At 30.2% G+C, this 12,217-nt stretch carries 14 protein-coding genes; 9 read left to right on the plus strand and 5 right to left on the minus strand.

Annotated features, from left to right (window positions below):
* Nucleotides 1–56 precede the first annotated feature (56 nt).
* Genes arsB through AAH949_RS08760 form a run of 4 tightly spaced genes read right to left on the minus strand, consistent with a single transcriptional unit; the run spans nucleotide 57 to nucleotide 2,767 of the window.
* Entirely contained in the window at nucleotides 57–1,082 is a 1,026-nt protein-coding gene (gene arsB / locus AAH949_RS08745) for an ACR3 family arsenite efflux transporter (RefSeq protein WP_134238819.1), read from the minus strand.
* Nucleotides 1,076–1,498, minus strand: coding sequence for an arsenate reductase ArsC (locus AAH949_RS08750; RefSeq protein ID WP_134238818.1), 423 nt, complete (start codon nucleotides 1,496–1,498; stop codon nucleotides 1,076–1,078). The genes arsB and AAH949_RS08750 overlap by 7 nt, the downstream gene beginning before the upstream one ends.
* A complete protein-coding gene (locus AAH949_RS08755; protein ID WP_134238817.1) occupies nucleotides 1,495–1,815 on the minus strand; it encodes a metalloregulator ArsR/SmtB family transcription factor in 321 nt (106 codons plus the stop codon). Before AAH949_RS08755 ends, AAH949_RS08750 begins: the two co-directional genes overlap by 4 nt.
* Nucleotides 1,816–1,825: 10 nt before the next feature.
* Nucleotides 1,826–2,767 (minus strand): permease, encoded by a 942-nt coding sequence (locus AAH949_RS08760; protein ID WP_134238816.1) that lies wholly within the window; start codon nucleotides 2,765–2,767, stop codon nucleotides 1,826–1,828.
* Nucleotides 2,768–2,921: 154 nt separating this feature from the next.
* Here AAH949_RS08760 and AAH949_RS08765 point away from each other — a divergent pair, with 154 nt between their 5' ends.
* From AAH949_RS08765 to AAH949_RS08805, 9 genes are all read left to right on the plus strand, one after another.
* Nucleotides 2,922–4,115, plus strand: a complete 1,194-nt coding sequence (locus AAH949_RS08765; RefSeq protein WP_348518523.1) for an MFS transporter — start codon at nucleotides 2,922–2,924, stop codon at nucleotides 4,113–4,115.
* A 44-nt stretch (nucleotides 4,116–4,159) separates the two neighbouring features.
* A complete protein-coding gene (locus AAH949_RS08770) occupies nucleotides 4,160–4,291 on the plus strand; it encodes a hypothetical protein (RefSeq protein WP_348518524.1) in 132 nt (43 codons plus the stop codon).
* A 16-nt stretch (nucleotides 4,292–4,307) separates the two neighbouring features.
* Nucleotides 4,308–5,186, plus strand: a complete 879-nt coding sequence (locus AAH949_RS08775; protein ID WP_348519158.1) for a glycosyltransferase family 9 protein — start codon at nucleotides 4,308–4,310, stop codon at nucleotides 5,184–5,186.
* Nucleotides 5,187–5,235: 49 nt separating this feature from the next.
* Nucleotides 5,236–6,252 carry an alpha/beta hydrolase gene (locus AAH949_RS08780; protein ID WP_134238814.1) on the plus strand — a complete coding sequence of 339 codons (1,017 nt, stop codon included), beginning with the start codon at nucleotides 5,236–5,238 and terminating at the stop codon, nucleotides 6,250–6,252.
* A gap of 75 nt (nucleotides 6,253–6,327) precedes the next feature.
* Entirely contained in the window at nucleotides 6,328–6,747 is a 420-nt protein-coding gene (locus tag AAH949_RS08785) for a cupin domain-containing protein (protein ID WP_134238850.1), read from the plus strand.
* A gap of 132 nt (nucleotides 6,748–6,879) precedes the next feature.
* A complete protein-coding gene (locus AAH949_RS08790) occupies nucleotides 6,880–7,644 on the plus strand; it encodes a carboxymuconolactone decarboxylase family protein (RefSeq protein ID WP_134238813.1) in 765 nt (254 codons plus the stop codon).
* 68 nt (nucleotides 7,645–7,712) lie between these two features.
* Nucleotides 7,713–10,352: an AAA domain-containing protein gene (locus AAH949_RS08795; RefSeq protein ID WP_348518525.1), complete on the plus strand. Its 2,640-nt coding sequence runs from the start codon at nucleotides 7,713–7,715 to the stop codon at nucleotides 10,350–10,352.
* A 26-nt stretch (nucleotides 10,353–10,378) separates the two neighbouring features.
* Nucleotides 10,379–10,810: a MerR family transcriptional regulator gene (locus AAH949_RS08800; RefSeq protein WP_348518526.1), complete on the plus strand. Its 432-nt coding sequence runs from the start codon at nucleotides 10,379–10,381 to the stop codon at nucleotides 10,808–10,810.
* 91 nt (nucleotides 10,811–10,901) lie between these two features.
* The gene (locus tag AAH949_RS08805; RefSeq protein WP_348518527.1) at nucleotides 10,902–11,309 is read left to right on the plus strand and encodes a cyclophilin-like fold protein; all 408 of its coding nucleotides are present in this window, start codon (nucleotides 10,902–10,904) and stop codon (nucleotides 11,307–11,309) included.
* Nucleotides 11,310–11,311: 2 nt separating this feature from the next.
* Here AAH949_RS08805 and AAH949_RS08810 read toward each other — a convergent pair whose 3' ends face one another.
* Nucleotides 11,312–12,190 (minus strand): aminoglycoside 6-adenylyltransferase, encoded by an 879-nt coding sequence (locus AAH949_RS08810; RefSeq protein WP_348518528.1) that lies wholly within the window; start codon nucleotides 12,188–12,190, stop codon nucleotides 11,312–11,314.
* Nucleotides 12,191–12,217: the final 27 nt, after the last annotated feature.

Here is a 12,217-nt window from a genome sequence, read left to right on the forward strand (position 1 = left end):
TATTTTTTTATAAATAATAAATAATTCTATAATTTAACAATAATATATTATATAAATTAAAATCTTGAAATTTCTTTCTTCATCAAAGCCCATTTCACAAGTAAAATAAGCACAGGCACTTCTACTAAAGGCCCTATAATACTTGCAAAAGCTTGCTCTGAATTGAGTCCAAAAGTAGCAATGCAAACAATGATAGCTAATTCAAAATTATTCCCACTTGCACTAAAGCATAAAGAACAAGTTTTAGAATAAGGAATTTTATTTTTCTTAGAAATAAACCAAGTTATAAAAAACATAATAACAAAATACATTACCAAAACAAAGGCGATTTTCAAAGCTTCCAAAGGCAACTCAAACACTTTATCGCCTTTTAAAGAACACATAATGATGATGGTTAAAAGCAAAGTTATAAGTGTTATGGGACTGATTTTTGGCAAAAAAGTATTTTCATACCATTGTTTGTTTTTGTATTTTAAAAGTAAAAATCTCGTTATAAAGCCCATTAAAAAAGGAATTCCTAAATAAATCAAAACATTTTCACTAATCATAGAAAAATTAATATTTAAATTAGTCGCTAAATTTTTATCAAAAAGGCTTGGTAAAAAGTCTAAATAAACATAAGCCAAAGCAGAAAAAAAGAAAATTTGAAAAATACTATTCATCGCCACTAAAGCACTAGTGTATTCCATATCGCCTTTTGCTAAATCACTCCACACAACCACCATTGCAATGCATCTTGCTAAGCCTATGATAACAACTCCTTGCATATACAAAGGCTCATCTTTTAAAAAAATAAAAGCTAAAATAAACATAAGCAAAGGTCCAACAAGCCAATTTAAAACCATAGAAAGTAAAATAATCTTTTTAGAATCAAACACCTTTGAAAGCTTTGTATAATCAACTTTTGCCAAAGGTGGATACATCATCAAAATAAGACAAAGGCTTAACAATACATTTATTTCTTTATATGCAAATAAATTCCAAAATAAAGCAATATCAGGAAAAATAACACCCAAAATAAGTCCCGAAAAAATAGCTAAAAATATCCAAAGCGTAAGAAATCTATCGATAAAACCTAGCATGCAAAACCTTTAAGAGAATTTGTCTTAATAGTCCACAAAAGAGCTGTTAGTTTAGAATCTAAAATTTGAATTATTTTCTTAAATTCATTATCACAGCTTCCGCTTGGATCGCTTAATTTAAAATCAAAATAATATCTTGATTTTAAATTTGGACAAGCCACGCCACACCCCATACTTACGACTATATCTAAATCTTTTGGCAAAGAATTTATCAATTTTGGATAATGTTTTTTCATATTAATTTGATAAATTTCATACATGAGTTTAATGGCTTGCGGATTAATACCTTTAGAAATATCACTTCCTGCGGAAAATACTTCGATATCTATTCCCATATTTTTAGCTTTATATCTAGCTAGCGCTTCTGCCATTTGAGAGCGACAACTATTATGTACGCAGATAAATGCTATCTTCATTCTTTATCCTCATACTTACATATTTTTTCCAAAATAGCATTTTTAATATCTAAATTTTTAATATTTTCAAAAAGATCTAAATGAAGTTTTAAAAGCTCATCGCTAATACCATAATAAGCCCAAGTTCCCTTGCGTTTAACATATAAAAATCCTGCATCTTTTAAAATTTTTAAATGCCTTGAAAGTCTTGATTGACCCATATTTAAAAGTTCTTGTAGATTGCACACGCAAAGTTCTTTATGCTTTAAAAGATGATATAAAATAAGCACTCTGCTTTCATCATTTACCGCTGAAATAATGGTTAAAAATTTTTGCATAAAAACTCCTTTATATAAAACTGATTAAAATTCCAAAAGATATGGCTACGCTTAAAATAATAGCTACAAATAACAATAAAAATTTCATCTTAAACATTTGTTTGAGTAAAATAAGCTCCGGCAAAGAACACCCCGCTCCCGCGATTAAAAAACTCATAATCACTCCTTGAGAAATTCCCATTTGCAAGAGTACCAAACCTATGGGAATGATGGTTTCTACTCTTAAATAAAGCAAAACTCCAAAAAATGCCGCCAAAATAATACTTAAAATTTCATTACCACTTAAATATTTTTGTAAAATTTCTTGCGGTATAAAATCATGGATGAAAGCCCCTATAAGCACTGCAATAGTAATATAAGGTAATAATTTTTTATAAGATTTTAAACTTTCTTTGAAAAGCATTTTAAAATCTATTTTTTGCTTATCACTTTTTTGGGCATTGGCGCAACAAGTTTTTGGTTTAAAAACAATATTGCTTGGATTTTTGATATTTTGAGTAAAAATAGCTGGTTTTGAATTTTTCGTAATTTTTAAAAAACTTTCTTCTTTAAATTTAGAAAAGACAAAAGAAATGATAAAAATCAAAACAACTAAAAAAACCACATAAATCAAACTAAGTTTTAATCCAAAAGTAACAAAAAGCATAGTAAAAATAATAGGATTAATGAGTGGTGAAGTAAAAAGATAAGCCAAACACACACTAAGCTTTACCCTAGCTTCTAAAAACGCTTTTAAAAGTGGTATTGTAGAACAAGAACAAAAAGGCGTTAAAGCGCCTAAAAATATGGCTTTAAAATAGCTTGAAATTTTATCACTACCTAGTTGCTTTTTAAAAATTCCTTCATATTTTTGATTGATAATGAAAATTAAAAAAGAAATCCCCACAAAAAGCACAGAAAGTTCAACAAATAAATACAAAAATTCTTTAAAAGTATCCAAAAATACTTGCATTATTTTTCCTTAAAAATATTTTTTGTGGGAGCATAACATAAATTTATTAATATATCAATATATCTTTATATATTAATTTTGTAATTTTTTACTCTTGACTTAGAGCTACTCTCATCTTTTATAATTGCAAAAATTTTTTAGTTGAGAGGAAAAAATGCAAAATTTATATCAAGAAAAATTAAAATCTTTTTCTAGCGAAAAAATTATTTTTGTGCTTTGTCTAGGCGTATTTGGAATTTTAAGCACAGAACTTGGTATGATGGGGATCATTCCTATTGTTTCGCAAAATTTTAGCGTAAGCATTTCAGATGCTGGGTGGAGTGTGAGTGTTTTTGCATTAGTAATTACCTTTTGTGCTCCTATTGTTCCACTACTTTGTGCGAATTTTAATCCTAAAAAACTTATGCTTATTTGTCTTTTAATATTTGTTTTAAGCTCCTTAATTGGTGCTTTTGTGAGTGAGTTTTGGCAACTTTTAATTTTTAGAGCTATTCCTGCATTTTTTCATCCTATTTATATAGCCTTAGCTTTAAGTATGGCTGCAAATTTAGCCCTAGATAAAAAAGATATTCCAAAAAATGTAGGCAAAATTTTTGCCGCTGTGAGCGCGGGTATGGTTTTAGGAGTGCCACTGACTAGCTATTTAGGTGGAAAATTTGGCTTTGAAATTTCAATGCTATTGTTTGTGTTTTTAAATTTTTTATCTTTTATCGCCACTTTATTTTTAGTACCAAATTTAAAAAAAGAAAATAAAGTTAAAATAGGCAAACAATTACTCATTTTAAGGTATCCGCTTTTATGGATAAGTGTGCTTTGTGTTGTTTGTATTAATGCTGGAATTTGGGGATTTTATTCTTATTTTTCAGATTTTTTATTAAGTATTGCAAAAATAGATTTTGAAATAATTAGCATTATACTTGCCCTTTATGGTTTTGCAAATATCATAGGTAATAATCTTGCACCAAAATTACTTATAAAAAATGTCAATTTAAATTTGATTTTTACGCTTTTATTGATGATAGCGTTTTATGTGTTGATTTTTAATTTTTATTCCAAAAATGCTATTTTGATGCTTCTAGCTTTTATTTTAGGCGTTTTAGGTGGAGTGATGAATAATGGAACTCATTTTTTAATAAGCCATCCTTTCCCTAAAGCCAAAGATTTTACCAATGGGCTTTTTATAAGCGTTGCAAATATAGGTCTTAGCATTGGGACTGCTATTTGTGGGCTTGTGATTTCTTTGAGCGATACGCGTTTTATTGCGATTAGTTCTATTATTTTATTAAGCTTTGGAATTTTAATGATTTTTTTAAGAGGCAAAATTCAAAGTATGAGATTAAGATTTTAATAAATTTCGTTAAAATTAGCAAAATCAAAACGAAAGGAAAATATATGAGAATAGCTATCATTAGGCTTTCAGCTTTTGGCGATGTGGTGATATCTTCAAAGCTTTTAGCAGGTCTTAAAACACTTAATTGGGGGGGGGCAAACGCAAAATTGTCAAGTAGAATTTTTCATCGATGAAAGATTTAAAGGCATCATAGAAAACTCCCCTTTTATAGACGAAATCCACTCTTTAAATTTCAAAAAACTACTTAAAAGTCCCAAAGGTATCATGCAAATTAGAGCGTATTGTAAAAATTGTGCTAAATTTGATGTGGTTGTTGATATGCAAGGGCTTTTAAAATCCGCACTTATAGGGAAATTTTTACAAAGTGATAATTTTGTAGGTTTTTCTTATAAAAGCGCTAGAGAAAGCTTAGCAAGTTTGTTTTATACACATAAAGTAAAAATCGCTTATGATGAAAATATCTTAAAAAGAAATTATGCGGTTTTGTATGATTTTTTTAGTGAAAAACCTAAATTTAGCGAAATAATCAAAGCAAAAACTTTAGGCATAGATGAAGAAAAAATTCCAACAAATTTAAAAGAAATAAAAGAAGAAAAAAGTTTAAAAATACTTTTTGTCTTAGAAGCGTCCATAAAACAAAAAATGTATCCTGCGGAAAAATACGCAAAATTAGTTAGTATGATAAAGCAAAAAATTTGCGTTTATGTTGTTTTTAATGATTATGAAAATATAGCTGATGAGTTTTTAAAGCTTTTAGAAAGCAAAAAAATCAAAGCCCTTAAACTTCCAAGACTTAATTTCAATGAACTTAAATTCACGCTTAGCAATATGGACTTAGTTGTAGGTCCTGACACTGGTGTAACACACCTTGCTTGGGCACTAAATTCTAAAACCATTACTTTATATGGAAATTCAAATAAAAGTAGCGGAAAAAATATGAGAAATACAAAACTAGAAAGGGTTTTACTTGGAAATAATTATGTGGTTTCTAAGAGTGATGATTTTGAAATAAATTGCATAGAACCAAATGAAATTTTAGAAAAAATTCGAAATTTACTCTTGACTTAGAGCTACTCTCATCTTTTATAATTGCAAAAATTTTTTAAAAGGAGATTTTATGATGAGCAAATTTCTTAAAATTTTTGTGATTTTACTTTTTGGAGGTGTGAGTATGCTAGAGGCAAATACTTGGGACAAGGTTTTTTCTAAAAGTGATAAAGTGAGTGTGCAAAAAGTTAGCTTTAAAAATCGCTATGGCATTACTTTGGTTGGGGATTTATATATCCCAAAAAACGCAGATTCTAAAAAGCTTGGTGCTATTGCTATTAGTGGTCCTTTTGGTGCGGTAAAAGAGCAAGCTTCAGGCTTTTATGCGCAAACTTTAGCTGAATTTGGCTTTATCACTCTAGCTTTCGATCCTTCTTTTACGGGCGAAAGTAGCGGGGAACCAAGAAATGCGGCAAGTCCTGATATTAATACAGAAGATTTTAGCGCGGCAATTGATTTTCTAAGCAATCACGAAAAAGTGGATCCTAATAAAATAGGCGTTTTAGGCATTTGTGGTTTTGGCGGTTTTGCACTAAATGTAGGCTCTATGGATACAAGGATAAAAGCCATTGTAACTTCTACAATGTATGATATGAGTAGAGTTAATGCCTATGGATATAATGATAGCTTAGACAAACAAGCAAGATACGAGCTAAAGAAAAAACTAAATGAAATTCGCACACAAGATTTTAAAAATGGCACTTTTAACATGTCAACTCCATTACCGGATAAACTTAGTGGAAATGAACCAAAATTTGTAAAAGAATATTGGGAATACTACAAAACCAAAAGAGGTTTTCATAAAAGATCGATTAATTCAAATGGTGCATGGAATATCACCTCATCGCTTGGCTTTATCAACGCTCCTATTCTTAAATTTAGCGATGAAATAAATTCAGCGGTGCTTCTTATTCACGGAGAAAACGCACATAGTAGGTATTTTAGCGAAGATGCTTTTAAAAATCTAAAAGGCGATAATAAAGAGCTTTTTATCGTAAAAAATGCCAATCATGTGGATTTATATGATAATGCGAAGAAAATCCCTTTTAGCAAAATTGCGCAATTTTTTAAAACGAATTTAAAATAAAGCAAAAGAATGAAAAAGATTTTATGTTTATTAATGCTTAGCGGGGCTTTTGCCCTTGCTAGTGAAGGAGAAAATATGCAAATAGTAGAAAAAGCAGGAACTCACGGAAGCTTTAAAGGAGATGCTAAAATCTTTAGCGGAGAAGTTAAAGTAGAAATGATGTTTAAGGCAAACGAGTGGAGAAATTTTAGCGGTGGCTTGGTAGAATTTAGTAAAGGTGCTAGAAGTGCGTGGCATACTCACCCTAAAGGACAAACCTTGATCGTAACAGAAGGCGAAATCATCACAAAAGCAGAAGGACAAAAAGCGATAATTGCTAAAAAAGGCGATGTGATAAGCTGTCCTGTGGGAGTGAAGCATTTTCACGGAGCAAGCGATACAAGCGCTGGAGCACACATAGCCCTAACAAGTGAAATAAATGGTAAAAATGTAGAGTGGCTTGAACTTGTAAGCGATGAAGAGTATGAAAAAGCCCTAAAAGAAGCAAGAAATTAAAGGATTTTTGCAATGAAACGCAGAAGTTTTTTAAATCTAAGCATAAAAACTTTTATATTTTTAAGTGCAATGTCAAGCACTCTTTTTTCGCAAACTTTAAAAACAACTCAAAATCAAATTAAGGAAAAAACTATGCAATTAAAACAAAAGGCAAAAGAAATTTATGAAGAGCTTTTGGGTGGAGCAAAAAAGGATCCGCTTTTTGCAAGTGATAAGGAGTTTTTTACTAATCACATTAATTTTACTTTTGGTGAAAGCTTTGCAAAGGCAAATTTACCTAAAGAAAAGTATTTTTTAATCACACTTGCTTCTACTTTGGCAGCGGGTGGAAAAATGGAGTTTAAAACTTTACTTAAAGGAGCGATAAATCACGATATAAGCCCCATTGCTATAAAAGAAGTGATTTATCAAGCTACGTCTTATGTAGGCTTTATTAAGGTGCGTGATTTTTTAAATATTTGCAATGAAGTATTTAAAAAATTAGGGATTAAAATGCCTTTAGCACCGCAAGGCACAACCACAGAAGAAAATCGCAAAGAAAAAGGTAGAGAAATGCAAAATGCGATCTTTGGCAAAGAAAATATCGCTAAAATGATAGAATCTACACCAAAAGATAAAGCCTTTATGAATGATTTTTTAAGTGCAAATTGTTTTGGAGACTACTACACACGCACAGGACTTGATCTAAAAACAAGAGAGCTTTTAACACTTGTGTATCTTATCTCACTTGGCGGAGCAGAAATCCAAGTAAAAGCTCATATGCAAGGCAATCTTAATATGGGACAAAGCAGAGAAGATTTGCTAAATATCATCGCTGCACTTACACCTTATATTGGCTATCCAAGGGCTTTAAATGCGATAAGTATATTAGATGAAATTTTATTGAAAAAGGTATAGTTTTTAAGATGAATTGCCATATGAAAAAATGTTATAATTTTCATTTAACTAAGAAATGAGGATATAACATGGATGTGAAAAAATTTCTAATTCTTATTAAAGAAAAAGATAAAACACATGAAGTTGCTTCATTTCAAAAACAAGATAATACGATATTGATTACTTTTAATGGATCAGAAAAAGTTTATAGTTATAGTTTAAATAATTGTGAAATTTTTGACAAGCCAAAATTACTATCTACACACCATGTTAATGACACAATAGTTTGCAATGCTGAACTCATTATACAATTTGGAAAATATGTTAAAGTATTTTTTGATGATGGAAGTAATGAATTATTTCTTGCAAATGAAGATAAAGAAATGTCAAATAAAGCTGATATTTTTGGTTATTGCCAACGCATTGCACAAAAAATCATAATGCCGGAAAACGACACTTCCTTGCTTGAACGCCATTATAAAAAAATTAAAAATATCAAAAAAGATTCAGCACTATACGCGTATTTGACAAAGCAAAATAATGCTATATCTAATAAAAATGACTACTTATTATTTCCATTTGGCACTAATCAATCCCAATATACCGCCCTTCAAAATGCACTAAATTCCCAAATCAGCATAATAGAAGGACCTCCTGGCACTGGCAAAACACAAACTATTTTAAATATTATCGCTAATCTCATCGTGCAGGGCAAAAGTATCGCTGTTGTTTCTAATAACAATGCAGCAACACAAAATGTTTTTGAAAAATTACAAAATTATGAGCTTGATTATTTGTGCGCCACATTGGGTAATAAAGACAATAAAGAATCTTTTATCAACAATCAACCAAAAATACCCAAACACCCTAACACCACAGAAGAAAACAACACGCTTTTACGCCATATAAAAAGCCTTAATTCTAGCATTCAAGAAATATTCTTCTTGCAGAATAAAAAAGCAAAAGAAAAAGAACTTTTGAGTGATTTTAAAACACAAACTAAGCACGCTAATTTTACGCATGCCCAAACTCTTCCAAAGCTCTCAAATACATTAGCTCTAAAACTTTTAAAAATAAAAATCGCACTTGAAGAAGTGCCAAATATTTCTTTCTTTCACAAACTAAAACTCGTATTTTTAGATCGATTAGCTAATTTTAGCTTTTTTAAAAATACAAAAGAGAGCATTTTGCAGACTTTAGAATCTTACTTTTATGCTAATTCAATTCATGAGTTAGAAAAAAGCATTGATTTATGCACAAAAAAGCTTGTCAATTTAAATACCAAAAAGACAATAAAAGATTTACAAGATTATTCTATGAAATTTTTAAAAAATGCTTTAGCCTTGCGATACAAAAAAGAGAGGAAAATTTTTACTTTTGAAGATCTATATGCAAATAGTGCTGATTTTTTGCAAACATATCCTATTGTTTTTAGCACGACACATTCTATTGTAAATTCATTGAATATGAAGAATGCCTTATTTGATTACATCATTATGGACGAAAGCTCGCAGGTAGATATACTTACAGGAATATTGGCTTTAAGTATTGCTAAGAATGCTGTTATTGTCGGTGATAAAAAGCAGCTCTCTTGCATTGTTGATACTAATATCATAGAAGAGGTAGAAAAGCTCAATAAAGAATTTAAAATTGAAGAAGCTTATAATTATCTCACCCATAGCTTTTTAGATTCAATAACAAAAGCCCTAAATAATGCCCCAAGAGTTTTACTGAAAGAGCATTATCGTTGTCATCCAAAAATTATTGGATTTTGTAATAAAAAATTCTATAACGATGAATTGCTTATTTTTTCTGAAGATAACAATCAAAAAGATGTTATAAAAGCAATACTTACGCCTAAAGGCAATCACGCGCGAGATCGCTATAATCTAAGAGAAATTGAAGTTATTACAAAAGAGCTTATCCCAGCACTACGCCACAAAGCTTCTTCTAAAGATATAGGTATTATAACGCCTTATGTGAGACAAAAAGAAGAATTAGAGCGACATCTTGACAAAGATAGCAAAGATATACAAGTAGATACCGTGCATAAATATCAAGGCAGAGAAAAAGAGTGCATTATTATCAGTCTTGTTGATAATCAACTGAGCAATTTTGTCGATGATCCCAAAATGCTTAATGTCTCAATCACGAGGGCAAAGAATTTTTTGTATCTTGTAGCTAATAGTGAGATTCTCAATACTCAAGGTAATGTGGCTGATTTTATGCGTTATATCCAATATAATAATTTTGAAGTTACTCAAAGTAGTATAAATTCAATTTTTGATTTGCTTTATAATGCCAATAGAGAAGCAAGAGAAGCCTACCTAAAAAACAAAAAGAGAATTTCTATATATGATTCTGAAAATCTTGCTTATCATGCAATTTTAGAAGTTTTAAAAGATTATCCAAGTTTAAAAGTTGCTAATCATGTCCGACTTGGATTGCTTATCAAAGATACCTCATCTTTAAATGAACAAGAGCAAAACTATCTTAGCTCTGCGCTTACGCATGTTGATTTTGTTATTTATCATACGATGAATAAAGAATTTTTACTTGCTATAGAAGTAGATGGTTATGCCTTTCATAATAAAAAAAGCAAACAAAACCAAAGAGATATGATTAAAAATAGTATTTTTGAAAAATGCAATATGCCCTTATTGCGATTGCATACCATTGGTAGCAGCGAAAAAGAACAAATCAAAAATGAGCTAGACAAACAATGGTAACAATAATTTATTGATAAAGGAACACTATGGCTTACACGATAAAGGAAGTAGAAAGACAAACCAAAATCTCTTCTCACACACTGCGATTCTGGGCAAAAAAGGGCTTGTTTCCCTTTGTGGATAGGGATAAAAATGGAGTGAAATACTTCAGCCAAAAAGACATTGCTTGGGTGGAATGGGTAGCGTGCCTGCGTCAAACTGGCATGAGTATTGAAGATATTAGAGAGTATGTATATCTTTTCCCAAAAGGGATTAAAACCGCACCTAGACGCAAAAAGCTTTTAGAAAAACAATATCAAAAAATTCAAGAAGACTTGCAGAATCTACAAATCGCCAAAGAAAAGCTAGAGCACAAACTAGAGATTTACACGCGCATGATAGAAACTGGCATTGATGAGCTAAACCCACAAAGCAGCCAATACAAAGGCACAAAAGAATTGAAAGAGAAAAGCAGATAATTGCAAAATTTTCTAAAATTTAGCCCTTTTCTCTTGACTTAGAGCTGCTCTCATATTTTATAATTGCAAAAAATGCAAACAAAGGATTGTAATGAAAAAGATTCTATGCTTTTTACTACTTTTAAACACATTTTTACTAGGAGAGCAAATGCAAATACAATTACTTTTTAATGGTAAGGAATTGCGCGTAATTTTAGAGGATAATGAGGCTTCAAAGCAGTTTTATAATGTGCTTCCAATGGAGCTAGAATTTAGCGATTTTATGAAAAAAGAAAAAATCGCACACTTACCCAAAGTGCTAAATGCAAAAGGAAGCAGTGCATATAAGCCTCAAATTGGAGATTTATTCTACTATGTGCCTTGGGGAAATATAGGCATTTTTTATGAATTGCAAAACGCAAGTAATGATTTGGTGTATTTGGGCAAAGTGCAAGGGGATTTGGAAGCTCTAAAAGCCCAAAAAGCTGACTTTAAGATGAAAATTGTGAAACTTAAATAACCTTACAATTTTCTTAAAATCTTGCAGTATTTTTTCGCAAGTTTTTGGTAAGGAAAAAGCTTAAAATCACTCTTTTTTGCTACAAATTTGGCATTTTTGTGAAATAAAATTTCAAGCTTTTTTCTTACTTTTTTGATTTGTTTTAGCGAAGTAGTGTTAAAAGAATTTAAGATAAAATTTGCTTCTTTTTGCTGTAAAAAATTTAAAATATCAGTATTTTCTTTACCCAGCCAAATTTCAAAACTAAATTTAAATCCGACTTTAAAACTAAGCATATCAAAAAGCGTTTGACGCATAGAATTTAACAAAGAATTTGCTAAGATAAATTGCTTTCTTAAAAGTGCCTTTTCTAAGTAACCATAAAGCCAATAAAACTCATTAGTTACCTCATCAATTTCCTTTTTTGTCGGCTTTTTTATGCAAAAAGCATTATCATTTTGTATTTTTTTAAATCTTTTATCTTTATCCACAAGCACCTTACTTAAAGGCTCAAATTTATAGTAATTTTTCAATGCGTTTAAAGGGATAAATTTAAAATCTATCCTTACTCCACTTTCAAAAATCACCAAAAAACTCACCCAATCTTTTGGCAAACCGCCCTTATAAAAGTCAAAGCCCTCCGGTGCTTGATAAAACAAAACTTTTCCAAATTCTTTGACAAAGTTCGGTAATTTCGCTTTTTTAATCGCTTCGTTTTTATTTAAATTTAAAAATTTTCTCAAATTCTTAAGTTTTATGAAAAATGAAATATCATAGTCTTGATATTTATCTTTTTTTGCTTTTTTATTGACTCTTGATCCCTCAAGTGTAGCAAGACGAATTTGCTCACACGAAAGGGCAAAATTTTTGATTTTTCTTAGAATTTTTTCTTGATTTTGCATAGGTTTTCCTTTGTAAAGTTTTATATT

This window comes from Campylobacter sp. CCS1377, assembly GCF_040008265.1.
GTDB lineage: Bacteria > Campylobacterota > Campylobacteria > Campylobacterales > Campylobacteraceae > Campylobacter_D.

What these genes read in the sequence shown, in the direction of transcription:
- arsB (WP_134238819.1), bottom strand. Translation starts at nt 1,082, where the DNA reads ATGCTAGGTTTTATCGATAGATTTCTTACGCTTTGGATATTTTTAGCT.
- AAH949_RS08750 (WP_134238818.1), bottom strand. Translation starts at nt 1,498, where the DNA reads ATGAAGATAGCATTTATCTGCGTACATAATAGTTGTCGCTCTCAAATG.
- AAH949_RS08755 (WP_134238817.1), bottom strand. Translation starts at nt 1,815, where the DNA reads ATGCAAAAATTTTTAACCATTATTTCAGCGGTAAATGATGAAAGCAGA.
- AAH949_RS08760 (WP_134238816.1), bottom strand. Translation starts at nt 2,767, where the DNA reads ATGCAAGTATTTTTGGATACTTTTAAAGAATTTTTGTATTTATTTGTT.
- AAH949_RS08765 (WP_348518523.1), top strand. Translation starts at nt 2,922, where the DNA reads ATGCAAAATTTATATCAAGAAAAATTAAAATCTTTTTCTAGCGAAAAA.
- AAH949_RS08770 (WP_348518524.1), top strand. Translation starts at nt 4,160, where the DNA reads ATGAGAATAGCTATCATTAGGCTTTCAGCTTTTGGCGATGTGGTGATA.
- AAH949_RS08780 (WP_134238814.1), top strand. Translation starts at nt 5,236, where the DNA reads ATGATGAGCAAATTTCTTAAAATTTTTGTGATTTTACTTTTTGGAGGT.
- AAH949_RS08785 (WP_134238850.1), top strand. Translation starts at nt 6,328, where the DNA reads ATGCAAATAGTAGAAAAAGCAGGAACTCACGGAAGCTTTAAAGGAGAT.
- AAH949_RS08790 (WP_134238813.1), top strand. Translation starts at nt 6,880, where the DNA reads ATGCAATTAAAACAAAAGGCAAAAGAAATTTATGAAGAGCTTTTGGGT.
- AAH949_RS08795 (WP_348518525.1), top strand. Translation starts at nt 7,713, where the DNA reads ATGGATGTGAAAAAATTTCTAATTCTTATTAAAGAAAAAGATAAAACA.
- AAH949_RS08800 (WP_348518526.1), top strand. Translation starts at nt 10,379, where the DNA reads ATGGCTTACACGATAAAGGAAGTAGAAAGACAAACCAAAATCTCTTCT.
- AAH949_RS08805 (WP_348518527.1), top strand. Translation starts at nt 10,902, where the DNA reads ATGAAAAAGATTCTATGCTTTTTACTACTTTTAAACACATTTTTACTA.
- AAH949_RS08810 (WP_348518528.1), bottom strand. Translation starts at nt 12,190, where the DNA reads ATGCAAAATCAAGAAAAAATTCTAAGAAAAATCAAAAATTTTGCCCTT.